The organism is Pantoea sp. AS-PWVM4, assembly GCF_000468095.1.
In the GTDB taxonomy this organism is placed as follows: domain Bacteria; phylum Pseudomonadota; class Gammaproteobacteria; order Enterobacterales; family Enterobacteriaceae; genus Pantoea; species Pantoea phytobeneficialis.
This window is the reverse complement of sequence record NZ_ASZC01000019.1, coordinates 18,568-44,990: the sequence shown is the minus strand read 5'-3', so window position 1 is coordinate 44,990 and position 26,423 is coordinate 18,568. Positions and strand designations below refer to the sequence as shown.

At 51.7% G+C, this 26,423-nt stretch carries 29 protein-coding genes and 1 pseudogene; 14 read left to right on the top strand and 16 right to left on the bottom strand.

The genetic code is table 11. The annotated features are described in order from the left end of the window. Positions 1 to 84: 84 nt before the first annotated feature. Positions 85 to 1,074, top strand: a complete 990-nt coding sequence (locus L579_RS17385) for an aldo/keto reductase (RefSeq protein WP_021185493.1) — start codon at positions 85 to 87, stop codon at positions 1,072 to 1,074. Positions 1,075 to 1,108: 34 nt separating this feature from the next. Here the strand turns inward: L579_RS17385 and L579_RS17380 are convergent, their stop codons facing one another. Then, the gene (locus tag L579_RS17380) at positions 1,109 to 2,002 is read right to left on the bottom strand and encodes a LysR family transcriptional regulator (protein WP_021185492.1); all 894 of its coding nucleotides are present in this window, start codon (positions 2,000 to 2,002) and stop codon (positions 1,109 to 1,111) included. 149 nt (positions 2,003 to 2,151) lie between these two features. Here L579_RS17380 and L579_RS17375 point away from each other — a divergent pair, with 149 nt between their 5' ends. From L579_RS17375 to L579_RS17360, 4 genes are all read left to right on the top strand, one after another. Next, positions 2,152 to 2,937 (top strand): SDR family oxidoreductase, encoded by a 786-nt coding sequence (locus tag L579_RS17375; protein ID WP_021185491.1) that lies wholly within the window; start codon positions 2,152 to 2,154, stop codon positions 2,935 to 2,937. 369 nt (positions 2,938 to 3,306) lie between these two features. Then, positions 3,307 to 4,311 carry a GlxA family transcriptional regulator gene (locus L579_RS17370; RefSeq protein WP_021185490.1) on the top strand — a complete coding sequence of 335 codons (1,005 nt, stop codon included), beginning with the start codon at positions 3,307 to 3,309 and terminating at the stop codon, positions 4,309 to 4,311. A gap of 159 nt (positions 4,312 to 4,470) precedes the next feature. Beyond that, the gene (locus tag L579_RS17365; RefSeq protein WP_036627193.1) at positions 4,471 to 6,138 is read left to right on the top strand and encodes a methyl-accepting chemotaxis protein; all 1,668 of its coding nucleotides are present in this window, start codon (positions 4,471 to 4,473) and stop codon (positions 6,136 to 6,138) included. 31 nt (positions 6,139 to 6,169) lie between these two features. Further along, the gene (locus tag L579_RS17360; protein WP_021185488.1) at positions 6,170 to 6,496 is read left to right on the top strand and encodes a hypothetical protein; all 327 of its coding nucleotides are present in this window, start codon (positions 6,170 to 6,172) and stop codon (positions 6,494 to 6,496) included. Between the two features lie 41 nt (positions 6,497 to 6,537). On the opposite strand, the gene L579_RS17355 is transcribed toward L579_RS17360, so the two are convergent. Continuing rightward, a complete protein-coding gene (locus L579_RS17355; protein ID WP_021185487.1) occupies positions 6,538 to 7,167 on the bottom strand; it encodes a hypothetical protein in 630 nt (209 codons plus the stop codon). A gap of 189 nt (positions 7,168 to 7,356) precedes the next feature. Here L579_RS17355 and L579_RS17350 point away from each other — a divergent pair, with 189 nt between their 5' ends. Further along, positions 7,357 to 7,716: a helix-turn-helix domain-containing protein gene (locus tag L579_RS17350; RefSeq protein WP_021185486.1), complete on the top strand. Its 360-nt coding sequence runs from the start codon at positions 7,357 to 7,359 to the stop codon at positions 7,714 to 7,716. A 106-nt stretch (positions 7,717 to 7,822) separates the two neighbouring features. Here the strand turns inward: L579_RS17350 and L579_RS17345 are convergent, their stop codons facing one another. Further along, complete coding sequence (locus L579_RS17345; RefSeq protein ID WP_021185485.1) at positions 7,823 to 9,205, bottom strand: diguanylate cyclase; 1,383 nt, start codon at positions 9,203 to 9,205, stop codon at positions 7,823 to 7,825. Positions 9,206 to 9,378: 173 nt separating this feature from the next. Next, positions 9,379 to 10,245: a LysR family transcriptional regulator gene (locus L579_RS17340; RefSeq protein WP_021185484.1), complete on the bottom strand. Its 867-nt coding sequence runs from the start codon at positions 10,243 to 10,245 to the stop codon at positions 9,379 to 9,381. A gap of 93 nt (positions 10,246 to 10,338) precedes the next feature. Between L579_RS17340 and L579_RS17335 the strand changes: the two genes are divergently transcribed. The 5 genes from L579_RS17335 to L579_RS17315 all read left to right on the top strand — a co-directional run bounded on the left by L579_RS17335 (position 10,339) and on the right by L579_RS17315 (position 16,655). Continuing rightward, entirely contained in the window at positions 10,339 to 11,325 is a 987-nt protein-coding gene (locus tag L579_RS17335) for a nitrilase family protein (protein ID WP_021185483.1), read from the top strand. Between the two features lie 276 nt (positions 11,326 to 11,601). Next, a complete protein-coding gene (locus tag L579_RS17330; RefSeq protein ID WP_036627188.1) occupies positions 11,602 to 12,678 on the top strand; it encodes an alpha/beta fold hydrolase in 1,077 nt (358 codons plus the stop codon). A 111-nt stretch (positions 12,679 to 12,789) separates the two neighbouring features. Then, positions 12,790 to 14,409 (top strand): methyl-accepting chemotaxis protein, encoded by a 1,620-nt coding sequence (locus tag L579_RS17325; protein WP_021185481.1) that lies wholly within the window; start codon positions 12,790 to 12,792, stop codon positions 14,407 to 14,409. A gap of 240 nt (positions 14,410 to 14,649) precedes the next feature. Continuing rightward, the gene (locus L579_RS17320; protein WP_036627184.1) at positions 14,650 to 16,011 is read left to right on the top strand and encodes a putative bifunctional diguanylate cyclase/phosphodiesterase; all 1,362 of its coding nucleotides are present in this window, start codon (positions 14,650 to 14,652) and stop codon (positions 16,009 to 16,011) included. A 32-nt stretch (positions 16,012 to 16,043) separates the two neighbouring features. After that, positions 16,044 to 16,655: a GNAT family N-acetyltransferase gene (locus L579_RS17315; RefSeq protein ID WP_235056620.1), complete on the top strand. Its 612-nt coding sequence runs from the start codon at positions 16,044 to 16,046 to the stop codon at positions 16,653 to 16,655. A gap of 101 nt (positions 16,656 to 16,756) precedes the next feature. Here the strand turns inward: L579_RS17315 and L579_RS17310 are convergent, their stop codons facing one another. The 4 genes from L579_RS17310 to L579_RS17295 are packed head-to-tail and all read right to left on the bottom strand — an operon-like array spanning position 16,757 to position 19,610. Further along, positions 16,757 to 17,503 (bottom strand): anti-sigma factor family protein, encoded by a 747-nt coding sequence (locus L579_RS17310; protein WP_021185477.1) that lies wholly within the window; start codon positions 17,501 to 17,503, stop codon positions 16,757 to 16,759. Continuing rightward, positions 17,500 to 18,009 (bottom strand): RNA polymerase sigma factor, encoded by a 510-nt coding sequence (locus L579_RS17305; protein ID WP_021185476.1) that lies wholly within the window; start codon positions 18,007 to 18,009, stop codon positions 17,500 to 17,502. Before L579_RS17305 ends, L579_RS17310 begins: the two co-directional genes overlap by 4 nt. A 9-nt stretch (positions 18,010 to 18,018) precedes the next feature. Beyond that, entirely contained in the window at positions 18,019 to 18,558 is a 540-nt protein-coding gene (locus L579_RS17300) for a cytochrome b (RefSeq protein ID WP_021185475.1), read from the bottom strand. Further along, on the bottom strand, positions 18,555 to 19,610 hold the full coding sequence (locus L579_RS17295; RefSeq protein ID WP_021185474.1) for a catalase family peroxidase: 1,056 nt from the start codon (positions 19,608 to 19,610) through the stop codon (positions 18,555 to 18,557). The genes L579_RS17300 and L579_RS17295 overlap by 4 nt, the downstream gene beginning before the upstream one ends. 100 nt (positions 19,611 to 19,710) lie before the next feature. Between L579_RS17295 and L579_RS17290 the strand changes: the two genes are divergently transcribed. After that, positions 19,711 to 19,917 (top strand): hypothetical protein, encoded by a 207-nt coding sequence (locus L579_RS17290; protein ID WP_036627171.1) that lies wholly within the window; start codon positions 19,711 to 19,713, stop codon positions 19,915 to 19,917. Positions 19,918 to 20,099: 182 nt separating this feature from the next. Here L579_RS17290 and L579_RS17285 read toward each other — a convergent pair whose 3' ends face one another. The 5 genes and pseudogenes from L579_RS17285 to L579_RS17270 all read right to left on the bottom strand — a co-directional run bounded on the left by L579_RS17285 (position 20,100) and on the right by L579_RS17270 (position 22,177). Continuing rightward, complete coding sequence (locus L579_RS17285; RefSeq protein ID WP_036627168.1) at positions 20,100 to 20,519, bottom strand: type II toxin-antitoxin system VapC family toxin; 420 nt, start codon at positions 20,517 to 20,519, stop codon at positions 20,100 to 20,102. Continuing rightward, entirely contained in the window at positions 20,516 to 20,746 is a 231-nt protein-coding gene (gene vapB / locus L579_RS17280) for a type II toxin-antitoxin system VapB family antitoxin (protein WP_021185471.1), read from the bottom strand. The genes L579_RS17285 and vapB overlap by 4 nt, the downstream gene beginning before the upstream one ends. Positions 20,747 to 20,849: 103 nt before the next feature. Then, positions 20,850 to 20,981, bottom strand: a pseudogene (locus tag L579_RS23415) (DUF924 family protein); the annotation flags it as partial. 67 nt (positions 20,982 to 21,048) lie between these two features. Continuing rightward, positions 21,049 to 21,771, bottom strand: a complete 723-nt coding sequence (locus tag L579_RS17275; RefSeq protein ID WP_021185470.1) for a metallophosphoesterase — start codon at positions 21,769 to 21,771, stop codon at positions 21,049 to 21,051. Between the two features lie 7 nt (positions 21,772 to 21,778). Continuing rightward, positions 21,779 to 22,177 carry an ACT domain-containing protein gene (locus L579_RS17270; protein WP_235056618.1) on the bottom strand — a complete coding sequence of 133 codons (399 nt, stop codon included), beginning with the start codon at positions 22,175 to 22,177 and terminating at the stop codon, positions 21,779 to 21,781. Positions 22,178 to 22,289: 112 nt separating this feature from the next. On the opposite strand from L579_RS17270, the gene L579_RS17265 reads away from it, so the two are divergent. Further along, entirely contained in the window at positions 22,290 to 22,919 is a 630-nt protein-coding gene (locus tag L579_RS17265) for a LysE family translocator (protein WP_021185468.1), read from the top strand. Positions 22,920 to 22,968: 49 nt separating this feature from the next. On the opposite strand, the gene L579_RS17260 is transcribed toward L579_RS17265, so the two are convergent. Both L579_RS17260 and L579_RS17255 read right to left on the bottom strand, forming a co-directional pair. Further along, positions 22,969 to 23,511: a carboxymuconolactone decarboxylase family protein gene (locus L579_RS17260; RefSeq protein ID WP_021185467.1), complete on the bottom strand. Its 543-nt coding sequence runs from the start codon at positions 23,509 to 23,511 to the stop codon at positions 22,969 to 22,971. A gap of 1 nt (position 23,512) precedes the next feature. Further along, positions 23,513 to 24,319 (bottom strand): SDR family NAD(P)-dependent oxidoreductase, encoded by an 807-nt coding sequence (locus L579_RS17255; protein WP_021185466.1) that lies wholly within the window; start codon positions 24,317 to 24,319, stop codon positions 23,513 to 23,515. A gap of 178 nt (positions 24,320 to 24,497) precedes the next feature. Here L579_RS17255 and L579_RS17250 point away from each other — a divergent pair, with 178 nt between their 5' ends. Beyond that, on the top strand, positions 24,498 to 25,442 hold the full coding sequence (locus tag L579_RS17250; protein ID WP_021185465.1) for a GlxA family transcriptional regulator: 945 nt from the start codon (positions 24,498 to 24,500) through the stop codon (positions 25,440 to 25,442). Here L579_RS17250 and L579_RS17245 read toward each other — a convergent pair. Next, positions 25,439 to 26,413, bottom strand: coding sequence for an XdhC family protein (locus L579_RS17245; RefSeq protein ID WP_235056616.1), 975 nt, complete (start codon positions 26,411 to 26,413; stop codon positions 25,439 to 25,441). The genes L579_RS17250 and L579_RS17245 overlap by 4 nt on opposite strands. Between the last annotated feature and the right edge of the window lie 10 nt (positions 26,414 to 26,423).

The following is a 26,423-nucleotide window of genomic DNA, read 5'->3' as shown; positions in this document are numbered from 1 at the left end:
CGATTTATCGCGCATTTCCGATGATGGACAATCGCACCGCTACGATTTTTTGCAAACATGATTGCCTTGAAGAGGAACAGATTGATGCAAAAACGTTATCTCGGTAAATCCGGACTCGAAGTATCGGCGCTTGGACTGGGTTGCATGGGACTGAGCCACGGCTACGGCCCGGCTACGGATACCCGTCAGGCGATTGAACTTATTCGTGCTGCGGTAGAACGTGGCGTCACGTTTTTCGATACCGCCGAAGTGTATGGCCCGTATCTGAACGAAGAAGTGGTGGGCGAAGCCTTAAAACCTCTGCGCGACCGTGTGGTCATCGCCACCAAATTTGGCTTTACCTTCGGTGATGACAACAAGCAGCAGATTTTAAACAGCCGCCCTGAACACATTCGTACCGCCGTTGAGGGATCATTACGCCGCCTCAAAACCGACGTGATTGACCTGTTATATCAACATCGCGTTGATCCAGATGTACCGATTGAAGATGTCGCGGGCACGGTGAAAGATCTGATTGCCGAAGGCAAGGTCAAACACTTCGGCCTGTCCGAAGCCGGTGTGCAGACCATTCGTCGTGCGCATGCGGTACAACCGGTTACCGCTTTGCAGAGCGAATACTCGATGTGGTGGCGCGAGCCTGAACAGGAAATTCTGCCTTTACTGGAGGAGCTGGGCATTGGTTTTGTGCCATTCAGCCCGTTAGGTAAAGGTTTCCTGACCGGTGCCATCAAGGCTGGAGCAACTTTCGGTGCGGATGACTTCCGCAGCAAAGTGCCACGTTTTGCAGCCGAAGCTCTCGCAGCCAATGAAAAGCTGGTTGCATTGTTGGCGGAGCTTGCCGCCGCAAAAGGCGTCAGTTCTGCTCAGATCGCCCTGGCCTGGTTGCTGGCACAAAAACCGTGGATTGTACCGATTCCCGGCACGACCAAACTGCACCGACTGGAGGAGAATCTGGCGGCCGCAGACCTTATCCTTGCGCCGGATGAGTTGGGTAAAATCACGCAGGCGCTCGAAACAGTGAAAATCGTCGGTGAACGTTATCCGGCCTCATTACAGTCCCGGGTAGGTCGCTAAGGCTGAAGCTGGCCTGCTGTTCAGCGCAGGCCAGTTATTCCGAGTAACGAAGTGCATCAATCAGTAACGCGAAGGCTGGCGGGTGCTGTTTGCGGCTGGGATAGTAAAGATAGTATCCGGCGAAAGAGGGACACCACTCCTGCAACACCTGAACCAGTTCGCCTGATTTGATAAAGTCCTGCACCATATTCTCTGGCACACAGGCGATACCGAATCCCGACAATACCGCATCGATTCTTTCCGCTAACAGATTAAACGTCAGTTGCCCTTCCACTCTGACACGCAACGGTTTTCCTTCCCGCTCGAATTCCCAATGATACAGCCCACCCGCAGTCGGCAAACGCATATTGATACAGCGATGATTTTGCAGTTCATGTGGCGAGTGGGGGGCCGGGTTAGCGGCAAAATAGGCCGGTGATCCAACCACCGCCATCCGCATATCCGGCCCAATCCTGACGGCGATCATGTCCTTATCAACGCTTTCGCCAAGGCGGATGCCGGCATCAAAACGCCCTTCCACGATATCGACAAAACCGTTATCCACCACCAGCTCGACATTGATTTCCGGGTATTCCCGGAGGAAGGATTTCAACCTGGGCCACACCAGGCTGCGTGCGGCGTGCTCCCCGGCTGATAAGCGGATATTACCTGAGGCAGTGCCCCCCAGTTGAATAAGCGACGCCAGTTCCTGCTCAAGATCGGCGAGACGAGGCTCAAGGCAGGCAATTATTCTTTCGCCAACCTCGGTTGGCGCAACGCTGCGCGTGGTACGGGTCAACAGACGGACGTTCAGGCGCTCCTCCAGCGCTTTCATCGCATGGCTCAGAGCTGACTGCGAAACACCCAATTTTGCGGCCGCTTTGGTAAAACTTCGCTCTCTTGCCACCACGAGGAAAATCTGCAATTCATTGAAGTTTTCTTTAAGCATCGGTTATTTCCTTATTCATCTCCGCCCCGACAAACCATATTTATGAGGGGTGTTCATAGACACAATCATTTTAACCCCGTTACTGATAACAATGATGGTTGATATTCTATCTGTAGTGAAAATATATCTGAAGCAACAGAAGGTTTATCATGAAAATACTTGTTGCCGGGGCGACCGGAAGTATTGGTCTTCATGTTATGAAGACGGCAATAGAAATGGGTCACCAACCCAGAGCGCTGATCAGGAATCAGCGCAAAGTAAAACTTCTCCCGCATGGCACCGACATATTCTACGGCGATGTGTCTCAGCCCGAAACATTAACTGATGTGGCGGAGAATATTGATGCCGTTATCTTTACGCTGGGTTCTGATGGGCAGGGACGTATCGGCGCCAGGGCAATTGATTATGGCGGAGTGCGTAATGTCCTGCAAAGGTTTCGCGGCACGCAGGCACGTATCGTGTTAATGACTACCATTGGTGTCACCGAACGACTGGGTAGCTGGAATCAGCAGACAGAGGTCCATGACTGGAAAAGGCGTGCCGAGCGGTTGGTCCGGGCAAGTGGCCATCCTTATACCATCGTCAGACCGGGCTGGTTTGATTATAACCATGATGATCAACATCACATCGTCATGCTCCAGGGCGACCGCCGCCATGCCGGTACGCCAGAAGATGGCGTAATATCCCGCGCACAAATCGCCCGTGTGTTGGTTAGCGCCCTGACCAGCGACGCCGCAATAAATAAAACGTTTGAACTGGTGGCAGAACACGGGGAAGAACAAAATAACCTTATGCCTTTATTTGCCACCTTGCTGGCTGATGACCCACGAAAAAACGAAGGGATTTTAGATTTACATAATATGCCGCTTGAGGAAGAACCTGGATACATTATTGACGAATTAAATTTATTTTTAAAACCAACCGCATCAATCTGATCCTTTTTATATCGCTGCCGGGCGCAGCGCTTTCTATTCAGGCACCTGATGCCTGAATGCTGTTGTCCTTCAGCAACCGTTAATCCCCCTCACTCGTGCAAATAACCTTGCTTAAGGCATGGTGTTTTTCCTGTTCATACCTTATCCAGACGTCAGAGCTGCGTAGCTTTCCCTCACTTCCTGCCAGCAGAAAAGGTTGTTAAACGCAGCCGTATCTGTTGATTTCATGAAATAATCAGGTCCAGTAAAAGCTTTACTCAGGCAAATACACAGAACCACAGCGAGGCCGATAAGCATTACGAAAATCAGCAGGTAAAAAAGTCACATTTTTCACGCAATTTACGACAATTTAACAACAGGAAGAGATACATGCGTATTGCCATACTGGCCCTGGAAGGCAGCGTGCTTTCGGCCATCGCAGGCCTGGCAGACTTGTTCTGGATAACCAATAAAGCGATAGCCGCCTCCCCAGCTCATGCCATCAAGTTTCCCGAAAAAACCTTTGAGACGCTGATTGTCAGCGCCGATGGTGCGCCGGTCTGGGATACCGAAGGCCGGCTTATTCATATTGACAGCTCCTTCCAGGGGGCGGGCCAACCCGATGTCGTAATTGCGCCCGGCATGCTGCTGGGGCCGGATCTGCAACCATTGAACTTAGCGGACATTAACCTGGCCGCCACCTGGTTCAGAAAAATGTATGACAATGGCGCGCTGGTGGCCGCTTCCGGTACCGGTGGGGTTGTTCTCGGGGAGGCAGGTTTGCTCAAAGAGAGGTCATACGCCACCACATGGTGGGTCAGTCATATGTTGCAGGAACGTTATCCTGACGCCATCCCGGCACGAGGCAAAATGCTGGAGGAGGATCGCGGAGTGCTTACCACCGGCGGGTGTTTTTCATGGATTTCACTGGCCCTAAATATTATCGAAAAAGCGGCAGGTACAGAGGTGGCAAATCTCACTTCAGAGATGTCACTTACCGATAACCATTTTTTGCGTCAGCATCTCAGCGCATCGCCAGGTTCCATTCACTCCGGGACACCATTTTTAGTGCGCGCCGAGGAGATTATTCGCATGCAAAATCCCTCCATCAATGCGGCACAGCTCGCCTCTGCGCTGAACACCACGGAGCGAACCCTCCAGCGCAAATTTAAAGCACTGTCGCAGGAAACACCGAAAGAATTTATTACGCGGGTCCGGATTGAAACGGCCTGTACCATGCTCATTAGCACCCGTGTCAGCATTCGTCAGATTGCCAGAGATTGTGGTTACTCGGAAGAAACCGCTTTCCGTAAAGCCTTTAATCAAATTATGGAGATGTCACCGGCGCAATACCGTCAATGGATGGCCGCTCGCGCATCAGACCACCGCAGTTGATATAGAAAAAAACACTGTCAGGGAAATTCCTGTCAGTCAAAAAAAGTGAAAGGTGTAAATAAAGTAAGTCATTTTATTTGAAATAAAAGTTCTATCGTCCCTGCCGATGGTTCGGAAGTGACAGATTATTTTTATTAACATTTTACCAGGTAGAAAATGATGAATATCACACAAAGGCTCACGCTGGCTTTCGTTCTACTCTCTGCTTCACTTGTTATTATCGGCATAACTTCTCTCCGACTATTGGCCGGTTTTCAGGATCGTTTTGAATATGTGCAGGTCAATGCGATTCCTTCGATTAAAGATCTGGGCGAGTTAATAGATCGCAGCAACCGGCTTTCAGTTGCGCTATACCGACACCAGAGTCAGACCGATAACAGCAAAATGCCAGCCGTTGAACAAGAAATTTCGCAGCGCCTGTCGGGTATCAAAACCCTCGCTGATTATTACTTAAAAAACGATATCTCCAGCGATGAAGACAGACAAATGGCGGAAAACGCATTAACCAAGTTGAAAGTGATTGAATCGCGCCTGCCTGAATTTCTTACCGCATCACGAGCGCATCAGGATGATGTTACGTTGAACCTGCTTAATAACGACAACCAAAATGGCATCGCCGGAGCTATCTATTCGCTTAAGGAAAATTATCGCAAGCAGCTGGCACTGAATATCTCGCTGGGAAATAACTTACGAACCATCAATCATGACACTTATCAGCGTACGCTGTGGGGCATGACTCTGGGGGTAGCCGCGGCTCTGATTATTCTCGGCACCCTGGCTGCCATGACAATTCTGCGTATTCGTCACAGCCTGCGACGCATTGGCGATATTATGAACCATGCGGGTGAAAACCTGGACCTGAGCGTCACCGCAGACGACAGCAAAAAAGATGAAGTCGGTATTATGGCCCGTTCATTCAACCAACTTCTGACGCGTGTGGGATCTGCACTCACCTCGGTCAGTACGGCGTCCCATTCTGTCAGCTCCGCTTCGGCCCAAATTGCCGCGGGGAATGAAGATCTGTCATCGAGAACAGAACAGCAGGCTGCCTCATTGGAACAGACGGCAGCCAGCATGGCCGAACTGAGCGAAACCGTGCGACAGACGGCGGATAATACCCGCCAGGCCAGCCGTCTTGCCAGCAATGCGACAGCGCTTTCGGACGCCAGTGAAGCATCGCTGGCCAGCATGCTGGGTACTATGGCGGAGATCAGAAGCAGTTCGAAAAAAATTACGGAAATCGTGACGCTGATTGAGGGTATTGCCTTTCAAACCAACATTCTGGCGCTTAACGCCGCGGTAGAAGCCGCACGGGCTGGAGAACACGGCAAAGGCTTTGCGGTTGTCGCAGGTGAAGTGCGCAGTCTTTCACAGCGTTCCACCCAGGCGGCCAGGGAAATCAAGCAGCTTATCGACAGCTCCTATAACCTGGTGGAATCCGGTGCCGTTCAGGCGGAAACCGTGGAAGAAAACATGGCCGGTTTGAAGACCGCGTTCAGGCAGGTTAACGATCTGGTCAGTGAAATCGCCGCGGCGGCCGAAGAGCAGAATACCGGTATTACGCAGGTGCATCAGGCTATCAGTCAGATGGATGACGTCACCCAGCAGAATGCTGCGTTGGTAGAGGAAGCCTCCGCCGCCTCCGCCTCACTTCAGGAGCAGGCGCAGACGCTGTCCGGGCTGGTCAGCCAGTTCACCCTGTCCGGCGCAGCGCTGCCGATAGCGAAGCTTGCAGATACCGTCAGGCCACAACCGGTGTTAAAGGCGTTAGCCCCACTGCCCGTCTCCCTGAATAAAGGGAATGATACAAACTGGCAGAGTTTCTGACGGGTGATGGCGTGACAGAGGGAAGATCCCAATGGGTATCAATGGTTTTGTAAAGCACGGCCAGCGCCACCACGAACTGGTGACAGAATTTGAGCAAGTTAATGCCCTTCTTCACCAACTGATGGATGGCATGTATTCGTCGTTGGACGTTTATCTGAATAACTGTAACCACCTGCGTGAGCAGGTTAACCGGGCGTTGTCATTGCTGAAAAATCGCGAATTTACAGAGTATCTTATTCAGAATGATGTGGCGCTTTATTACAATTTGCAGAGCGTGATGCTGGCGGTACAACTGCTGAAGAACCTGCTGGATAACCTCACCGGGACCATGAAGCGTTCGCTGCTGGAAACGTCTTAAGGTTGTGCACGTCCCGAACCGCTGCGGTTCGGGACACGCGATTAACTTTCAAGCCGGTAGAACGGAACGCGTCGGGTGGTGCCGGTGAGATTATCGAATACCTCGATTTCGGCAGTGGCGATTCTCATCCCCGTTTTTCTTAAGCGTTGCACATCTGCGGCAATGCGCTGAATTCCAAACCAAAACAGCCCATCCAGCGCGGTAACCTGCAACGCCGATTCAAGCGCCAGTTTAAGCCGTTCACGCGGAGCTTTGACCTCTTTGGCGATTTGCTGATAAGGGGCGGCACTCCCGCCAGTTGCATCGACGCGGCGGATGCGGGTAGAGAGGCGATACTGGAACTCGTCCGGTATGCTATTCAAATCGGTGTTCAGGCTGTAAACGCAACCAAAACGCTTGCCGTTAAAGAGCACGTTTTTCTGTTGAAGCTGAAATTCATCCCGCAACCCGGCAATCAGTTGAGGTGCGCGCGTCAGCAGCAGTCTGAAGGGAAGTTCAAAGCTGGTGACATAGTCGACATTCAGCAATGCGATGCGCAGACGTTCTTCTGCACCCGCTGGTAACTGACGGCACTCCTCCAGCACTTCCCCCCACTGCGCGGTCAGTCGGGTTGGCTCAGCAATTTCGGTAAAACTGTACTTTTCAATCTGATACTCAATTTTCCCGGTCACCCTGAATTCCCTTCTTATTCTGTTGCACAACCTGCTGTTTAGATTATCAACGTACGAATATAACCGATTAGCCATCCCGACATAATCAAAGAAACAAGGAAAAAAAGTAATCGATTACTTTTAACCTAAGAAACGTTATGATTTCGTAGTGAACGCCACTCACAGCAACAAAACCGGGAAAGTAAGATTGTGCCTTATAAAAAGCAAATCATTGAAGACCTGACACGCTGGATTGATATGAACCTGCACAGAGTGCACAGCATTGATGATGTCGCCACGCGCTCGGGTTATTCCAGATGGCATATCCAGCATATGTTTAAACAGGTCAACCAAATGACGATCTTAGGCTATGTTCGGCAGAAACGTCTGGAACGGGCGGCACAAGAACTGGCTGAAAGCCAGGATAGCATTACAACTATTGCCCTACGCCACGGTTTTGGGTCGCAGCAGACGTTCAGCCGGGCCTTTATGAAATGGCAGAACATGCAGCCATCACGCTTTCGTTCTTGTGCCAGGCTGGGACAGCGTAACCCCGATGTCGAACCCTAATACCCTGGCAAAGGGTTAACCCGTTTTAACAGGCGGTTTTTTCATGATGTCTGGTCAGACTGTTGACCAGAGTCTGCAAAGGTATCTTAAGCAGCCTGAGTCTCCCTTACTTATGTTGCTCGATACGATTCCTGCCGTTGCGTTTAGCTTCATACAACGCAACATCTGCCCGATTGAGTAACTGATTATAGTCAGGGTGTCCATCATGAACGGTATAACCAATACTGACTGTGATGGGGAGGTTTTTACCGGAAACCGCTTCAAAAGGTGTGCCACTGACGATGCGGCGAATACGTTCCAGTAGCATATACGCCTCGGACTGCCCCGCTTCCACCAGCACAATCAGGAACTCTTCTCCGCCATAGCGGAAAACATAATCGCTGGCGCGAATATTATCGCTGAGTAAATTGGCAACATGCGTTAATGCGCGATCGCCAACCGAATGTCCCCATTCATCGTTGACCTTTTTGAAAAAATCCACATCGATGATTGCCACGCTTAATGGCAAATGGTTTTCCATCGCCAGGCTGACTTCATGTTTCAGAACAATCGGCAAATAACGTTTGTTAAGTAAATTCGTCAGAGCGTCTTTACCGTCCTGCATATGCGACACGTCGTTAAACAGCATCTCCATATAGGTGCTAATTTTCTGACAACAGGCATGAATGATACGTAACAGATCTTGCAATTTTTCTACGGGTATATCCGTGGTGATATCCAGGCTAGCCATCTTTTGATCAATGGTTGTCATCAGCAGGCGTATCTGCTGAATTTGTTCTGTTTCACCAAATTGACGAACGCATTTATGGCGGAACCATAAGCCAAAGTTAGAGTCGGAAATTTTTATCAACGCTTCCGACTGGTGTACGCCACTGACCAGTCCATAGATCACTGAGTTTTCCCAACTGGAAAGTGCTGACTGCTGTTTACCTTGTTCCTGCCAGGCGTTATTCATCAATACATGCATGCGATACGCCTCTTCATTTCGCGTTGCCCGATAATGCGACATCGCATAGGCGTGACTCATCATTTCGATAGCGATATCAATGGCCATCGCGGCATAGTGCATAACCTGTAAACCCAGCTCGGTTTCAATATTGTGCTGGGTGATGTAGTCGTAAATACCATATTTAAGTTGCCGAGCACCGCGCTGGACAAATTCCACCGGAATACCAATGCGCGCATGCACGCCCCCAACGTGATATTGCTGTTGCGCCAGCGTTTCAAACTGGCTTTCGTCCTGAGTCAGGATCGCTTTTACCCATTTAGACAGAGAGCGACTAAGTTGTTCTTCTACCAACTCATAGGACAAATGCCTGGCAATTGCTGGATCTTTAAACAAACTTTCATAAAATCGATGCGCTAAATTGTCTGATTGTTCTTCTGCAATATTTCGCAGAATGACTATTACATTTTGTGGAAGTTCTGCACGTAAAGGCTGCCATTCTTTAAGAATGACAGAGATGTATTGTTTAATTTCTTCCTGCATTTTTTAATTAACCAAGTGTTAGCTGGATAGTCTGGTGAAAATAAAAGCGGCTATCGTAGCATACCTGATTCGGTGGCCCTGGGCTTTTAACACTTCCAAAACAAAAATAAGAGTTTTGCAGCATTAAATGCAATTCGCCCATCCGCCAATATATTTCCTTTGCTAGCCATACATCACTTGTCTGGCGTCAACACCACACTCAGAAAGTTATCACGCAGTGGATCCCGGATTCGAGGATTCCAGGCAATCCCGGTTTTCCAGCGGGTCTGTTCACCACTCAACGTCAACAATACCACCCCAGATGGCTGGATATGCCTGACGCTGGCAGGCAGCAATGCCACGCCCTCTCCGGCAGCGACCAGCGCCAGCAGCGTCTGAATATCATCTGCCGCAGCAAGGGTTTGTGCAGCCAGTTGCTGCGCACGCAAAAAAGCGGCTCCCTGCGCCACCAGCCCTTCTCCCCGGTTTGGACTGAGTTGCAATAACTGATTGCTTTCGATCACCTGGCGAAAGTCACCCATCGCGGCGAAACGCTCTGGTGCGGCAAGCACCAATGCCTCTTCCTCCAGCACCGCCGCTTGCAGATGCTCCGGTGCGGGCAACCGGACAAATCCACACTGCAACTGGCCTTCCGTAAGCAATTGAAACTGCATGACAGAAGGCAGGTCATTCAGCAAAATTTTGACGGATGGATAACGGGCGCGAAAAGCCGCCACGCTCAACGGGGCGAGTTGAAAAGAAGAGATACCAAACCCCAGTTTCAACTCTCCCGCGTGACCGTTTTGCAAACCTGCGACGTCAGAACGGAAAATTTCGTGACGTTGTAACAGGTCGCGGGCGCCGGGCAACAGTTGCTGCCCGCTGACCGTGAGTTTTGCCCCGTGACGCCCGCGTTGAAATAGCGTCATCCCGATCAAATGTTCCAGAGTCTGAATCTGTTTCGTCAGGGCCGGTTGCGTGATGCACAGGGCTTCTGCCGCCTGATGGTAGCGCCCCTGCTCGGCTAAGGTGACGAATGCGCGCAGCAGTTTGATATCCATTCCAGTTCGTTATCAAAAGTGGATAATTGGTGATTATACCCGGTGCTTTCCCTCTGATGAAATCTCAACACTTTCGAATGAGGAGAAAAAACGATGGACGAGTTAATCCGGGTTGCCACCGTGCAGTTTTGTCATCGTGCCAGCGACAAAGCGTACAACCTTGGTGTGATGAAAGGCTTTATTCAGCAAGCCGCCAGTCAGGGCATCCAGATTCTGGCCTTTCCCGAAATGTGCATTACCGGCTACTGGCATGTTCCCGATCTCACTGCTGACCAGGTGAGCGATCTGGCTGAATCCATCGAGGATAGCCCCTCACTGGCCCTACTCCTGGCATTGGCAAAACAGCATGAGATGGCGATTGGCGCGGGTCTCATCGAGCGGGGGAAAGATGGACTCAATTACAATGCCTACGCGGTTTGTATGCCGGATGGTAGCGTCCATGTGCATCGAAAAATGTACGCATTTGAACATCCCGCCATTGCGCGTGGCGATCGCTTCACCGTATTCGACACCCCCTGGGGCGTTAAAGCCGGGGTGCTGATTTGCTGGGATAACAATCTGGTTGAAAACGCCCGTATTACCGCCCTGATGGGCGCAGATATTCTGATCGCCCCCCATCAAACCGGCGGTACACACTCCCGCAGCCCGTTTGGCATGAAACCGATTCCCGTTAGTCTGTGGGAAAATCGCCGTGAGCAACCCGAAGCGCTGGAAGCTGCCTTACGGGGTGACAGCGGCCGGGGTTGGTTAATGCGTTGGCTACCGTCCAGAGCGCACGATAATGGGCTGTTTATTCTGTTCAGTAATGGCGTGGGTCTGGATAACGGCGAGATCCGCACCGGCAACGCGATGGTGCTGGATCCCTACGGCAGAATCATCAATGAAACCTGGTCTGCTGAGGATACGCTGGTGGTCGCAGAACTGGACACCCGTTTGCTGGCAATGTCGACCGGACGGCGCTGGATCCACGGCCGCCGTCCTGGTCTCTACGGCATGTTGTGCGAACCGCAAGGTTATGAGCGCGATGCGCGCGAAGCACGTTTCTCCAGCGAGACGCCCTCTTTTGGTAAGAAGAAATAGCCGCAAGCACCACGCTTAAGCAATGCAACAGGTGTAAAGGAGAAAACAGGGCCTTTACTTGTATCAGGCTGAACTAATCCTCTGAACCGGACCGCAAAAATAATACACGGATGTATTATCCTAAGAAAAACCGACTAAAAATCGTCTTGTTAAAACTCAAAAATTAAGAGCATTGTATGTTTTTTCCCTGATGTTGTTGATGTTCATTGGGATTTTTCTTAATTGAAACTAATATCAGGCCTCCAGGGGACTACATATAACTTAAGAGTTGCTTTTATGATTAGTCGCACGATATCAGGAATGGCGGGCGCCATTCTGTTAGCTTTATCACCTTTAGCCCAGGCAGCGAATGCATTACCCACACCAAAAGAAGCTGACTGGGTCGCCAAAGAATTTAACTTTAATAACGGCGAAAAACTAAAAGATCTCCGCATTCATTACTACACGCTCGGCGATCGCAGTAAACCTGCGGTATTATTACTGCACGGAACTAATCAACCCATCACAGCCTTACTGGCCCAGGGTTTTGCCGGTGAGTTATTCGGTCCGGGACAGGCACTGGATAGCAGCAAATATTTTATTATCATCCCGGAAAGTATTGGCTCCGGAAAATCATCCAAGCCTTCGGATGGTTTGCGTATGGCATTTCCCCACTATGATTATGACGATATGGTTACTGCCCAATATCGTTTAATTAAAGAGGGGCTGGGGATTTCTCATCTGCGACTGGTGATGGGATATTCGATGGGGGGGATGCAGACCTGGCTATGGGGTGAAAAATACCCGTCAATGATGGATGCGTTAGTGCCAATGGCCTCACAGCCCAATGAATTATCGGGTCGCAACTGGATGCTGCGCCGAATGTTGATTGAATCCATCAAAGGCGATCCGGCCTGGGCCGAAGGCAACTACCGCCAGCAGCCACCGGTGCTCAAAACCGCCAATATTATGTTCAGTATCGCCACAACTGGCGGCACGCTGGCTTACCAACACAAAGCGCCAACGCGCGCGCTGGCGGATAAGCTGGTTGATGAACGTCTCGCGGCGCCGGTCACTGCCGATGCTAACGACCTTATTTATATCTGGGGTTCGTCAGCAAATTACAATGCGTTGCCCGCTTTGCATCGCATCAAAGCGCCGATGCTGATTATTAATTCTGCGGATGATGAACGCAATCCGGTTGAAACCGGCATTCTGCAAGGTGAATTAAATCAAATAAAACAGGCTGAGTTGCTGCTCATTCCGGCGAGCGCAGAAACCAGCGGCCACGGCACCATGATGCAGGCAAAGTTTTATCATGAAAAACTGAAAACGTTTTTAACGCACACGCCTGTCGCAACGGAAAGTCATTAATCGCCACTCTGGTCAGGAAGTCACTCAGGTTACTTCCTGTTTTTTTAATAAAGGAATTATTTTCGACAGCACACTCCTTTTTATCATGTAATCGTTAGCAGGGAATACTCTATGTTTCGTAGAATAAAGATCCGTACTGCACTCAGCATAATGATTTTTTCATTGACTGCATTATTACTCTTCGTAGGCGTTCTGGGATTATTTGCCGTGCAGTCGGGAAATAAATCCTTTGCCACGGTAGATACCGAAGTTTTGCCGGGATTAGTGGCGCTGAATGAAAGTTCAGAACTCTTATTACGCGGCCGGCTGGATTTGCGTTTATATGAATCACTGATGGGTAGCGGCGACACAGAAAAAGCCAAAGTCGCGCTGGAACGCGCCCGCGGTAAAATTGACAGCGCCAGCGCAAAATGGCAGGACTATCTGAAATACCCGCAATCCGCAGAAGAGCAGCCCATTGCGGCCAAAATGGCCTCCACCCGTGACGCGTTAATGAAAGAATTCATTGATCCCGCCTTTGCCGCGCTGGAAGCCGGTAAGCTGGACGAATATCGTCAGCGAGCCGGAAAATCGACGGCACTGTATGGCGCATTTGATACCGCCTCCAAAGCGCTGGTTGCCTTTAAACTGAAAAGCATTGATGTCGCCTATGACGACTCCAGCGACCGGGTAAAACGCATGGAGTGGGTGCTGTACTTCGCCATCGCCTGTGCTGTGGTGTTGGCCGGTCTGGCCTGGTCGGTAATGACCAATCTGATCGTTAAGCCGTTGAATCATGTGATTAATGTATTTGACCGCATTGCGGAAGGTGATCTGCGTGATCGCATTGATATCAGCGGGAAAAACGAGATAGCCCAGTTGTTTGCCGCCGTGCAGCGCATGCGCGACGGGTTGGAAAATATGGTGCTGATGGTGCGCAGTGGTACAGATGCAATTGGCACCGGTGTGGAAGAGATTGCTTCCGGCAATATCGACCTTTCCAGCCGTACCGAGCAGCAAGCCGCTTCACTGGATGAGACCGCCTCCAGCATGGAACAGATTATGGCGACGGTGCAAAATAACGAAGACAACACCCGTAAGGCGAACGCGCTGTCACAGAAAGCCTCAAATTCCGCTTCACGCGGGGCCAATGTGGTGTCTGAAGTGGTTTCCACCATGAGCTCAATTGAGAAAAGCTCGGCAAAAATTGGTGACATCGTCGGTGTTATTGATGGCATCGCTTTCCAGACCAACCTGCTGGCGCTGAACGCCGCAGTTGAAGCAGCACGAGCCGGTGAAGCCGGGCGCGGGTTCGCGGTCGTGGCTTCAGAAGTTCGCGTGCTGGCACAGCGTAGCGCCACCGCAGCCAAAGAGATTGGCACCATGATTAATGATTCGCTCAGCAGCATCGAACAGGGTTCCGGGCTGGTGAAACAGGCAGGCGTCACCATGAATGAAGTGATGGTTGATGTGAAGAAAGTGGTCGAAATTATGGATGAAGTGATGCTGGCTTCCGGAGAGCAGACCCGTGGCATCTCGCAGATCAATATCGCCATTCAGCAGATGGACGGCGTAACCCAGCAGAACGCTTCGCTGGTGTCAGAAGTGGCGACCGCCGCCAGTTCCCTGCAAGAGCAGGTGGTTAACCTGCAACAGTCGGTGACCCGCTTCCAGGTGGATGACGATAAAGCCACATTGGGCCATGATCTCTACAGCGGCCCGCGTGATTTGGCGCTGATTAACCTGAACTGATTACCGTCTCGCGGGCCTTTTATCTTTTGATAAAAGGCCCGGATAAATTATTCTTTCCCCGCCTTTCTTGCACAAAAACCGTTCTGTACCCCGCCAAATTAAACTCGCAGCACACAAGATATATCTTTAATCCCGATGCCAACGATAAAATAATTAAAAAAAATTATGACACCCAACAACTGCAATCTCGCTATAGTATGATTGTCCACCAGCTATAACATTAAAAAAAGAGACAACAGAATGAATGCTTATTTCGCCACCAGATACGCAAAAGTAAAGAATTTACCATTCATTCTCAAAGGCAATAGCGCTGAGAGAAAGCTACGCCTGACCATTCTCATCTCTGGCACCTCCAGCATTTTGGCCGGTTTATACATGGCCAGTTTGAACTTCTCCATCGGAGAACACCTCATTTCACTGTTTTATTGTATGACCACAATATTGGGCATATATATTTCAGCGGCTGCCTTCTGGAACAATATCAATCGTCACATTTATATCATTACGCATAGTTTGTTGATTAGCATCATTCTACTTTGTCTCTTTGATAATAATCATGATTTCGCCAAACATTCTGAATACAATTATCTTGTGGCTTTGACCATTGGTGGTGCATTGGTATTACGACAGCAATCCTGGTATCTGAAACAGGTTTTCCCTCTCATCTGTCTGCTGGCCTATCTCTTTTTTGTTTCGACCGGCACCATCTGGCAGGATGGCCGTTTCCAGACTGATATGGCACATGTCTCCGGCTTTTATATCGCGAACTGTTCTGTGCCGGTTGTGGCGCTTTTATTAACCGTATTTACCGCACGCGGCAATTATTCTGAAACCGACTTGATTAAACGTGAGCTTTCCCTCGCTATTGAAAGGAATCAATTACAACTGTATTACCAACCACAAATTGATAGTCATAAAGCACTGATTGGATTCGAAGCTTTGCTGCGCTGGAAACATCCGGCGAAAGGATTTATCTCCCCTGAAGTCTTCATTCCAATTGCAGAGAAGAGTGGTTTAATTATCGAGATAGGGCGATGGGTAATGGAGCAGACCTTGCGCCAGATTGCGGAATGGGAACGTCTTCATCACCTCGGCGACATCGCCTTCTCTATTAATATCAGCCCGTTACAATTAATGCACCGAGACTTTACTCAGGATACGTTGCTGACGTTATCTCAGGCAAAAATCCGGCCGGAAAGAATCAAGTTTGAAATTACCGAAACCACCTTCATTTACGACCAGGACAGAATTGCTGAAGTCATGCAACATTTTAGTGGGTTGGGTATTAAATGGGCGATTGATGACTTTGGTGTCGGATACTCATCGTTAAAATCAATCAGTGATTTCGCCGTCGATGATATCAAGATCGATAAGTCGCTTATTATGCAGGTGTTCAAAAATGAATCAGCCTCGCTGGTGGTACAAAAAACCATCGAACTCTCCCGTGAGATGGGGTTAAATGTTCTGGCCGAGGGAATTGAAAATGAAGAATACTTCGAATATCTGAAAAATATGGGTTGCCACCTGTTTCAGGGCTTCCACTTTTCTCGCCCTTTACCTGCGGCAGATGCCCTGACATGGATTAAAAAGCAAAGATTGTAATGGGAAAACCGGCCCCTCACGGTATTTAACCTTTGGAGCGCTGGACCGAAATAACCTATAATTCCCCTCATTGCTATCTCGCTTCAAGGAAGAAAATGCGTTTACTTTCCACCGCACGTACCGATATTTATCTGCTGACAGAAAATTTCGCCGAGGCTTATCTCGCCTTTTTGCTAAATAACCGGGATCATCTTTCCCGCTTTGAACCCCTACGCACTGAAGAGTATTTCACCCTTGAACACACCCGTCAGCGGATTGCCGATTCAGCCACTGATTTTGCCGCCAGAAAGAATCTGCTGCTGGTTTTCACACCCAAAGATGAAGACAAAATCATCGGCAGCATCAATTTTACCAACTTCGTGTATGGCGTTTTCCAGGCCTGCTATCTGGGGTTTTCGCTTGACCACGCTTATCAGGGCAAAGGATTAATGCACGAAGCGTTGGAGATAGCCCTTTCTTATGTGCAGAGAGAGTATGGTTTGCATCGGGTGATGGCGAATCATCTTCCCGGCAACCTGCGTAGCAGCAACACCCTGACTAAACTTGGATTTAGCCAGGAGGGTTTTGCAAAGTCCTACCTCAAAATCAACGGTAGCTGGCAGGACCATGTGCTTAATGCGCTTATCTTTGATGAGAGTATCTGACATCCCTCCCTGTCACATATTTACGCCAGCGATGAAAAGCAGCCATCACCCGCCAGAGCTGCCGAAATTAACACGGTGCTCAGAGTCGCGCATTGCGATGATTAACTCGTTGCCAACGCCACCGCCTTGCGTAACCCGCTCACCCCGGATGAATTGATCGGCGTTACCAGCGCGTAGTTATAATGCTGGTCACTCCAGTACTGCGCCATCACATCATCAGCCCGGCGTTCACCATGAGGTAATTTGACCGGGTCCAGTGGGCGGATATACCACCCCACCCGAGTTCCCTGTGGATCCTGATACATAATCAGCGCGGCTGGCCCTTGCGCTGTCGCCATCAGCCGCGCGCCGACCAGCCTGAAACCAAACTGCTCGAGGTTGGGTGGCGGATTACCATTGATAAAATAACGTGCCACCCAGCTACTGAGTTCAGCGTGCTGGCTTGCCACCATGTCCATTGGGGTTTGCGTTTGGTTATCAAAAATTTTATAGGCCTGCACCGCATCTTCCATCGGCTGCGGGCTGGCGATGACCTGCGATTCCTTCAGTTGCCAACCCGCGAAACCGCCAACGCTTGTCGCCAGCACCAGCATGCACGCCGTCGCCAGTTGCCGTAACCGCTGCTGCCGCACCCGACGCCGCAGATATTGCGGATGGGGACGGTCAAGCGTTAGCGAGTGTCGACTGATGGCCTGACGTAATTGCTGTGCGTCAGCCCGCCAGCCCGCAACTTGCGCGGCAGCCTGCGGATTGTCCTTCAGATAACGTTCAACGCGCTCTGCCGTTGCTTCATCCGCTTCCCCATCCATCCAGGCATGGAGTTCGTGTTCATCAGGGGGCAAAGTCATTTCAGTCTCCTTAGCGGCAGCGGCGTCGCCTTACCTTCCAGTTGCTCATGCAGCAACTTACGTCCCCTTGAGAGCCGTGACATCACGGTGCCCAGGGGAATATCCAGCGTTTCGGCCGCCTCTTTATAGCTCAGCCCCTCAACGCTGACCAGCAACAAAATGACGCGATAATCCTCCGGTAATGCAGCAAATACCGCCAACGTATCGTCGGCAATCGCCATCGACTCGCTGGATTGCGCGAACATCTCCTCGCCGGTGAAAAAAGTCAGCAGCTTCATATAGCGTTTGCGCCGCCGTTCCCCATCAACAAATTGACGGTACAGGATGGCAAACAGCCAGGCACGCAAACTTTGATCCCCCTCGCTCTGCCGTTGGCGGGTTAACGCTTTCGTCAGGCAGCTTTGTACCAGGTCTTCCGCGCTGTGCGGATTGCGCGTCAACCACAGTGCAAAGCGTTCAAGATGCGGCATCACCTGGCGAATTTCATCATCAGTCAGCTGTGGCATGACTCTCCTTTAGCGTCTGCGGGAGCCAGACATGCTGGCAAAAACCCCATCGCGCAACACCAGGGCATGAAACAACGCGGCGGCCAGGTGCAGCAGCACGGTGATAAACAACATCAGCGCCACCAGAGTGTGCAAAGGACGCAGTATGGCATACCAATCATTATTCACCGGCAAAATCGGCGGCAGTAGCCATTTCCCCCCTAAAGCGATCGGCACTCCCGCCGCAGACAGCATCGCCCAGCCGATCAACGGCTGAATCAGCATCATGGCATACAGCGCCCAGTGCGAAAGATGCGCCATGCCACGTTGCCAGGCGGGTATGGATGAGGGCAGTGCCGGAGTGACGGTAGTGAAGCGCAACCACAGTCGCACCACCACCAACACCAGAATCATCAGGCCTAATGGTTTATGGATTGTCACCAGCAGGCTATGCAGTGACGACACGGTGGCAACCATCGCCACGCCAATAAACAGCATCGCCACAATCGCCGCCGCCATTAACCAATGGATCACGCGCAGCGCAGGGTGAAAATAACCGACATGTTTCATAAGTGCGTCCCCGCTTGTTGCGCCTGTTCATGTGTACGCAGGTTATAGGATTTGGCATAGGCTGCTGAGCGCGCATTGAGCAACGGATCATCGGAGGCAGCAATCCCATCAGGCAGGATCAGCGGATCGTAATTGATGTCGTTGCACGGCCCCTGCTGCTGCGGCACCGCGCGGGTTAACACCAGGGTTCCGGCATTGATGGTTTGGCGATCGGCAGGCCAGACTTTTGTTGCATTGCTGCCATCATCACCCGGTTGCGCAACGGTGATCACCAGGTCCCATTCCAGTGGCCCCTGGTTCAGGCGTTGTTGCAGGTCCTGCTGAAGAAAATCTTTGTTATTTTTATCCGCCGCGCTAATCGCCTGATAAGCGGCATGAGGCACCATACTCCAGCGCACCAGATGCGCAGCGCCCGTTTTATCAATGAACCGGAACGCATTCAGGCTATTGAAACGATCGCTGGCCCAACTGGACGAAGGAACGTATTGTTTCGCCCAGGCGAGAAAGGCTTTGAATTCAGGATATTTTTCGACGAAGGCTCCTAACTTTTGTGGATCCGGCTTGCCGGTCGCCGGGTCGGGCAGCGTCGCGGTTTGCAGCGCATAGAATCCTTCCGGCGTCGCCACCGGAAACAGCGGCATGGCATTCATCCCGGTGCGCCATTGCTCACCATCTTTTTGCTGAAACGCCAGCGCCATGCTGCGCACCGGCACCGCGTAATCCGGCGCGGATGGATTCCCCCCTGCAATGGCGAAACGCCCGGTTACCGGGGTATCACCCGGCGCGAAAAGGGCAGCGCGTGATAACGCGCTGGCGTTGCCGTTGGAGGCAAAGGTGCCAATCACGCAGATCCCTTTGGCATGGTTACGGCGATACCCCGGATGCTCACCCCCCGCTTGCTGCAACACCGAAACCAGTTTGTCGGAAGTCAGTCGCTCTGGCGTCAGCCAGCCTCCCGCCCATAAAAACAACACGAGTATAACCAGTGGAACCAGGCCGATTAGCAACAAGCGTAGCGTCTTCTGACCAGTGGAAAGTGGAGTTGGAATCATTTTTTAGCTCACCCTGCTCACATTGAGCCCATAAGACGAATGAGCGGCAGGTTTATTCCCACGGCATTAAAAAATTTTTAAACAATGGATGAAGCTAACCATGAGATATAAGTTAAATGTGACTCAGGTTTCAGGCAGCACCGTCAGCTTGTTCATGTTGGTTTTCGGTGTTATGGCGGCGCTGAGGATCATCTGGGTCGGTCTGGCCGGAGCAACGCTTTCCTTACCGGGGCTGCTGCTGTTGGTGGCACAAATCAGGCGCGGCGGTGATATCACCTTACGAACAGCCGTTGACGCAGGGCACTGAAAAAAGCGCCTGAACGGCGCTGATGATGTAGCGGCACGATTTATCGCGCAAGCACGATGGACAGGTAACATTATGAGCCACCTTGCACACTTACGTACCTTTTTGGAAGCTTACCATAGCGGGTCCTTTTCGCGGGCGGGAAACAGCATGACAGCGGTCCGAGAGGTCTTTTCCAGGCCAAATCACTGGTGACTCCAGTCCTCCAGCATGAGATTGGTTACCCGCTCAAACTCCCGCGTATTGTTAGTGACCAGAATGGCACCCACAGCCACTGCATGCCCGGCTATGGCGGTGTCGTTAGGTCCGATGAGGGTTCCGGCGCTCGCCAGCAATGCCTTGATCTCCGAGGTCGCATCAACAGCTGCTTTATCCCAAGGGAGAATGGCATCAAGACGGGCGCAGAATGCGTCAACAAGCAGCACATGACGCGGAGAAGCCTTCTTGCCAATCGCGCCGAAGCGCATTTCAGCATAGGTGATAGCGGACACTACGATGCGGTGTCCGCGCAACACGCTTTGCTCAAGACGAGTGATCACCGCCTCCGGTTGTTCACGCATGATAAATGAGCATATGTTCGTGTCCAGCATGTAGGTCTTATTCACAGTTCAAAGCGTCCTTCGTCGCTGACAATATCCCCGCGCTCTTTCATAAAATCTGCGTCAGCCTTTTCAAATTGACTGAACGAACTCCAGGTCGGACGAACGGGACGTAAAATGATGCTGTCACCTTCACGAATAATCTCTAATTCACTAACACCTTCAAAATCGAGATCGCGCGGTAAACGAATAGCGCGATTATTACCATTTTTAAAAATAGAAACGGTTCTCATCATATTCTCCTTTCCGTTCGGCCTGACCAAAGCGCACCACGCGCATATGCACAGTATAGGCAGATGCTAAGCATATGTATAGTTCCTGGGTATGTAGCTGAATTCAGAAGAAAGATAAGCGCTGTTTCTCCAGAAAGGCCAGTTCATCGGCAGATAACGTCCTGCCCAACAGCGTATTGCGATGCGGATAGCGGCCTAACCTGAGGATAATTTCGCGATGTACCCGTTCACTTTGCGCGTACGAGGTTCCTTTGCTTAGCCTCTACCGTCATTATCGCGCCGCTACGTCATATGCACCGGTGTTAAATGGAAACATGGTGACTGGTCAGTACATTATCCACATAGCGATGAATCATCAGCGCCGGCGGATCGTTAACCGGGGGGATCGTATCTGTACCAAACCAGACGGGATTTGCCGGGCACAGCGAGCCGCAGATATACGCCGGAACACCGGCTAATGACCCGGCGATCGGTCGGTGGACATGCCCGGTGGCAATTGCCAGAACCTTGCCGGGCATATGCCTGAGCAGTGCGGCCAGTTCCGCAGTCCCTGCACACATCGTATTGTCCAGCGAGGGGATCCCCGAAGCAAAAACATGATGATGCAGAAATAGCAGCGCTGGTGACGTATGGATATCCCGGAGTTGTTGCTCCAGCCAGGCAATATGGTTGACTACACTACCTGCGGTCGTGTTCACCAACGTGGAGTCCAGGCCGATCAGACGAAGAACTCCAGCATCATAATTGAAGTGCAGAAACTCATCTGCGGCGGCAGCCCCCCAGACAGCACGCATCTGGCGGCGATCATCGGAATTACCGGGAAGTACCCGCGAAGGCCAGGTTTTCCGGCTCAGCCGCTCTGCAATCTGCGAATACCCTGCAAGCCACTGGTTATCAATCAAGTCCCCGGTCAGCACCAGCACGTCCGGCTTAAGCTGATCGAGCCAGGCAAGCGCCTTATCAAACCGTTGCAGATTGTCATTGTCGGGGGAAGCATGAATATCTGAAACTTGCGCGACCAGCATATTGACCTCAGCGTGCGGCAAGAGAACGAATCACGGCGATGGCGCGCTCGGTATCGTCCCAGTCGACAAAAATATGATCATGGTAGTAACCAGCCACCACGTTACAGCTGATGCCCTCCTCTGCCAGAGCCGTAGAAAATGCCGCAGTCAGGCCCACGGCGGCGAGTGAAGAATGGACTTCGAGAGTGATCCATCCGGCGAGGTAGTCATAATCGATGTCCCGTGCCTGCGCCACCGCCTGCGGCAGCACCAGCGTAGTCCCTTCACGCTCCTGCACCACAACCACCGCCTGTGCCAGCAACTCAGCCGCCGGTTGCTGCAACGTACAAAATACATATTGCCCCTCATTGCGTCGGGGCGTCGCCGTGCGCAGCAAAACCTGGAGATTATTTTCACCTGACATCATTTTCTCTCTTGTCATCATGGTCGTTGGTTGCGATCCCAACAACAGGATAGCCCCAGTCCTGCCTGGCGTGTATTCTGCATCCTATAATTTCAGGGTGATGATTGGAGAAACTATGTTGTTGTCGAGTTTGATGGCGATTGCTGCGGTTTTAATTATGGGCGTGATCAGCCCTGGTCCAAGTTTTATCTACGTTGCCCGTAATGCCGTCGCACGCTCGCGACTACATGGCCTGTTAACTGCACTCGGCATGGGAACCGGGGCGGCGATCTTTTCCATCATGGCGATGTTTGGTCTGGAAAGAATTCTGATTGCATTGCCCGAATTATTTACCGGATTGAAAATTGCTGGTGGCCTCTATATTATCTGGATGGGCTATAAGATCGCGAAGAATGCATCAAAACCCTTTAGCGTGACGTCTGAATCCTTATCCGAAGCGCACTCCTTGCTGGGCACCTGGCGTGACGGATTGTTGACCCAGTTGAGTAATCCGAAAACCGCCCTGGTCTTTGCCTCCATTTTTACCGCGTTGTTGCCCAAAGAGATCCCCGGCTATTTCTATTACATTATTCCGCTGATGGCATTTGTGATTGATGCCGGATGGTATTCACTGGTGGCTATTTTATTGTCCGCGAAAAGACCACGGGATATTTACCTGCGCCTTAAGCGCGCCATTGACACCATTTCTTCGACGATTCTGGTGTTGTTAGGGGTTAAAATTATCTTCACCGCGTTTCAGAAATAACCATCAACCAGGCAGGCTTCCGTGCTGAAAAGCCTGTCTGGTCATAACCCTACAGTGATGAAATCGGCGGAAAATCAACTTCGGTATCATTGACTCGATTAATCATGTTGGTGAACAAAATCGCGGTCACCACACCGATGGTTTCAACCACTTGCTGGTCATTAAAACCGGCGTCACGCAATGCACTGACATGATGGGCGGATAACGTGCCGCGCGTTGATACCAACAGTTGTACAAACTTCACCAGCGCATCGATTCTGGCATCATCGACCAGAAATCCCTGACGCAATTCAAGCGTCTGCGCCTCGCTGTAACCGGCTTTGATCGCTTGCGGCGTATGTGCAGCAAGGCAATAATCACAGCCACTTTCCTCACTGACCGCGAGGTTAATCGCCTCTCGCTCACGCGCGCTGAGACTACTCCTGGACAGCGCCGCGTTAAGCTGTAAGGTTTGCGCCAGAATATCAGGGGCATTGCTGCCAATGGTCAGATAAGCATTGGGGACTTTACCCATCGCCTGCTTAATACCTTTGAACAGTTCTGCGGCTTTGCCACTGGCTTCCTCAAGTGAATCCGTATGCAAACGACTCATCTTATTTCTCCTGTGATCCCAGGTAACGCGCGGCCGGGATATTGTGTGAAAAGTCCTGAATCACGGCCTGACGTGCCTGTTCCCATTGCTGCAAGCGGCTTTCGTCATGCAGTGACGGGATGGTGATCAGCTCACCTTGCAGGAATCCGGTCAGGGCGGCATCGACCATGTCTTCGGCTTTCATCACAATCTCCGGGTCGAGCTGACTTAACGGCAAACCGCCGTTATCCCAGAAGGGGGTCGCTGTCGCGCTGGGCAGCACCACCTGAACCTGAATCCCTTTATCCGCCAACTCATGATGAAGAGACTGGCTGAATGCCAGCACATAGGCCTTGCTCCCACCGTACACCCCGTTCAGGATCTCAGGCGCGATGCCGACAATCGAAGCAATATTGATGATAGCCCCCCGCCCCCGGCTGATAAATCCTGGCACAACGGCGTAAGTCAGCCGGGTCAACGCGGTGACGTTGAGATTAATCATCGTCGTCATTTGCTCGACATCGCTGTCCACCAATGGCGTGTGTGTGCCGATACCGGCGTTATTCACTAATAACGTAATGCTGGCATCATGGCGTAACTTCATCTCCAGCGCCGCCAGTTGCCCGGCGTCGTTCAAGTCGGCGGCCACCACTTCCACGTTACGCTGGCTATCCGCCGTGATATGGCTGGCCATCTGGTTCAGACGATTGTGGTTCCGGGCGACAATGATCAGGTCATATCCCATCTTTGCCAGTCTGGCGGCATAAATGGCCCCCATCCCGGTCGACGCGCCTGTCACCACCGCAGTGCCTTTCGTTGCATCACTCATCTCATTCACCTTGCATGATGTGTTGGATGCATTGAGGTTACGCCATAGCCGGAAGGAGAAAATGACGTAGAAGGGTACGATTTCGGACATCTTTTTGCCCAAAAGAGATTGATTGCAGGGCCTGATTCTTTCAGGATGGTTTGCCCATCGATGTGGTTGCCAATACAAGGATCCCAAAATGCATCGGGTTGGATTGCTGATTGCCGACCAGTTTCAGTCACTGGCGTTATCGACACTGACCATTTTCGAGTTTGCTAACTTAGTGCTTGGCGAGCCTTTTTATCAATGTGCGGTTTACTCCGAGCACGGCGGTCAGGTTTCCTCTTCCTTTGGCATCAGTGTGACGACCATTGCCTTAAGCGATGAGGCTTCTGCTGATACCTGGCTAATTGGCGGGGTGCTCACGCCGGTCACACTTCCGGCTAGCGAGCGGGTGGTTCATTTCCTGAAAAATCACGCCTTGCGGGCGCGCCGCGTCGCAGGCATTTGCACCGGTGCTTTCGTACTGGCGCAGGCCGGATTACTTTCTGAACGCCGGGCGACCACCCATTGGGCTTATGCGCAAAGCCTGAAAACATTGCATCCCACCATCAGAACCGAAGACGACCTGATTTATATCATTGATCACCAGATCTGGACCTCTGCCGGGATGACGGCTGGCCTCGATATGGTGCTGGCGATGGTGGAAAAAGATCATGGTAGCGAGGTTGCCCGCAGCATTGCTCAGCGTATGGTGATGAACCAACGACGTTCGGGCGGTCAGCGCCAGCATTCGGAACTGCTGGCCCTGTCACCGCGCAGCGATCGCCTGCAAACCGCGATTGAATATATCCGCAGCAACCTCACCAAATCACTCTCCGTCGAGCAACTCGCGGATGCGGTACATCTGAGTTCGAGGCAACTGAACCGCCTGTTTTTGGCTGAGACAGGGAAATCACCGGCGCGCGTCATCGAGCGTTTACGCCTTGAAGCCGCGCGGCTGTTGATAGAACAAACCCGACTGTCGCTGGACGTGGTGGCGCGAGATTCAGGATTTCGCGATCGCCGCCATATGCGTGATGTTTTTATGCGGGGCTACGGCATCCCTCCGCAGGCGCTGCGCACCGGAAAGAAGGATGCCTAATCACTCGCCAGACCATTTTTATGGCGCACGATATCGGCCATAATCGACAACGCAATTTCCGCCGGGGTTTTGCTGCCAATCGCCAGCCCAACCGGGGCATGGAGGCGGCTTAACTGATGCGGTGCAACATCGCCATACTGCACCAGCCTTTCTTTGCGGCGTTGGCTGTTCTGGTGCGAACCCATTGCGCCGATATAGAAAGCCGGCAGGTTGACGGCTTCCATCATGGTCAGATCATCGATACGCGGATCATGGGTTAACGACAGGATCGCGGTGGCCGGATGACACCCCTCGCGCTCAAGATAAACCGCCGGGAACAGCTTTATCAGCGTCACGCCAGCATCCAGATCCGCAGCCAGATTGCTCAGAACATCCTCACGGTGTTCGCAGACGAGGGTTTCAAACCCCAGCGCCAGCGCGAAATTGGCGCAATATACCGCGACGCTCGACAAGCCGCCGATCACCAGCCTGGGCGGTGCAGAGAGGGTCAACGTCACCTCATCCCCCTCGATGTGGGTCGCGGTCCGGCTGCGGTACGCAGCCGGTTCGAGTGAAATACATGGCGCAGGCAGGGTAATCCTTTTGGTCAGCGCCGTCGCACTGATCAGGGCATCGTGCATCTGCCCCAGATAACCAATAGCCTCACGACCAGGGAGCAGCCTTTCCACCAGAATATCCAGCACCCCACCGCACGGTAGCGCCCGGTCAGGTGCCAGCCCGCCATCACCATAACGTACCAGCTGGCTCGACGCCGAAAAGGCATCGTCACGAATCCGCGCGATAAAACTCTCTTCCACACAGCCACCGGAAAGCGAACCACAATATTGCCCGTCTTTGCGGATCACCATCATCGCCCCCGGTGGTCGCGGTGAGGAGCCGTAGGTGCTCAGTACGGTACACAGCCATAGCTCATGCGCTTCCGCCCACTGCCGGGCGGTACTGATGACCTGCACATCAAGATTCTGCATCATTTCTCCTGAC

What these genes read in the sequence shown, in the direction of transcription:
- L579_RS17385 (WP_021185493.1), top strand. Translation starts at nt 85, where the DNA reads ATGCAAAAACGTTATCTCGGTAAATCCGGACTCGAAGTATCGGCGCTT.
- L579_RS17380 (WP_021185492.1), bottom strand. Translation starts at nt 2,002, where the DNA reads ATGCTTAAAGAAAACTTCAATGAATTGCAGATTTTCCTCGTGGTGGCA.
- L579_RS17375 (WP_021185491.1), top strand. Translation starts at nt 2,152, where the DNA reads ATGAAAATACTTGTTGCCGGGGCGACCGGAAGTATTGGTCTTCATGTT.
- L579_RS17370 (WP_021185490.1), top strand. Translation starts at nt 3,307, where the DNA reads ATGCGTATTGCCATACTGGCCCTGGAAGGCAGCGTGCTTTCGGCCATC.
- L579_RS17365 (WP_036627193.1), top strand. Translation starts at nt 4,471, where the DNA reads ATGAATATCACACAAAGGCTCACGCTGGCTTTCGTTCTACTCTCTGCT.
- L579_RS17360 (WP_021185488.1), top strand. Translation starts at nt 6,170, where the DNA reads ATGGGTATCAATGGTTTTGTAAAGCACGGCCAGCGCCACCACGAACTG.
- L579_RS17345 (WP_021185485.1), bottom strand. Translation starts at nt 9,205, where the DNA reads ATGCAGGAAGAAATTAAACAATACATCTCTGTCATTCTTAAAGAATGG.
- L579_RS17340 (WP_021185484.1), bottom strand. Translation starts at nt 10,245, where the DNA reads ATGGATATCAAACTGCTGCGCGCATTCGTCACCTTAGCCGAGCAGGGG.
- L579_RS17335 (WP_021185483.1), top strand. Translation starts at nt 10,339, where the DNA reads ATGGACGAGTTAATCCGGGTTGCCACCGTGCAGTTTTGTCATCGTGCC.
- L579_RS17330 (WP_036627188.1), top strand. Translation starts at nt 11,602, where the DNA reads ATGATTAGTCGCACGATATCAGGAATGGCGGGCGCCATTCTGTTAGCT.
- L579_RS17325 (WP_021185481.1), top strand. Translation starts at nt 12,790, where the DNA reads ATGTTTCGTAGAATAAAGATCCGTACTGCACTCAGCATAATGATTTTT.
- L579_RS17320 (WP_036627184.1), top strand. Translation starts at nt 14,650, where the DNA reads ATGAATGCTTATTTCGCCACCAGATACGCAAAAGTAAAGAATTTACCA.
- L579_RS17310 (WP_021185477.1), bottom strand. Translation starts at nt 17,503, where the DNA reads ATGACTTTGCCCCCTGATGAACACGAACTCCATGCCTGGATGGATGGG.
- L579_RS17305 (WP_021185476.1), bottom strand. Translation starts at nt 18,009, where the DNA reads ATGCCACAGCTGACTGATGATGAAATTCGCCAGGTGATGCCGCATCTT.
- L579_RS17300 (WP_021185475.1), bottom strand. Translation starts at nt 18,558, where the DNA reads ATGAAACATGTCGGTTATTTTCACCCTGCGCTGCGCGTGATCCATTGG.
- L579_RS17295 (WP_021185474.1), bottom strand. Translation starts at nt 19,610, where the DNA reads ATGATTCCAACTCCACTTTCCACTGGTCAGAAGACGCTACGCTTGTTG.
- L579_RS17290 (WP_036627171.1), top strand. Translation starts at nt 19,711, where the DNA reads ATGAGATATAAGTTAAATGTGACTCAGGTTTCAGGCAGCACCGTCAGC.
- vapB (WP_021185471.1), bottom strand. Translation starts at nt 20,746, where the DNA reads ATGAGAACCGTTTCTATTTTTAAAAATGGTAATAATCGCGCTATTCGT.
- L579_RS17275 (WP_021185470.1), bottom strand. Translation starts at nt 21,771, where the DNA reads ATGCTGGTCGCGCAAGTTTCAGATATTCATGCTTCCCCCGACAATGAC.
- L579_RS17270 (WP_235056618.1), bottom strand. Translation starts at nt 22,177, where the DNA reads ATGATGTCAGGTGAAAATAATCTCCAGGTTTTGCTGCGCACGGCGACG.
- L579_RS17265 (WP_021185468.1), top strand. Translation starts at nt 22,290, where the DNA reads ATGTTGTTGTCGAGTTTGATGGCGATTGCTGCGGTTTTAATTATGGGC.
- L579_RS17260 (WP_021185467.1), bottom strand. Translation starts at nt 23,511, where the DNA reads ATGAGTCGTTTGCATACGGATTCACTTGAGGAAGCCAGTGGCAAAGCC.
- L579_RS17255 (WP_021185466.1), bottom strand. Translation starts at nt 24,319, where the DNA reads ATGAGTGATGCAACGAAAGGCACTGCGGTGGTGACAGGCGCGTCGACC.
- L579_RS17250 (WP_021185465.1), top strand. Translation starts at nt 24,498, where the DNA reads ATGCATCGGGTTGGATTGCTGATTGCCGACCAGTTTCAGTCACTGGCG.
- L579_RS17245 (WP_235056616.1), bottom strand. Translation starts at nt 26,413, where the DNA reads ATGATGCAGAATCTTGATGTGCAGGTCATCAGTACCGCCCGGCAGTGG.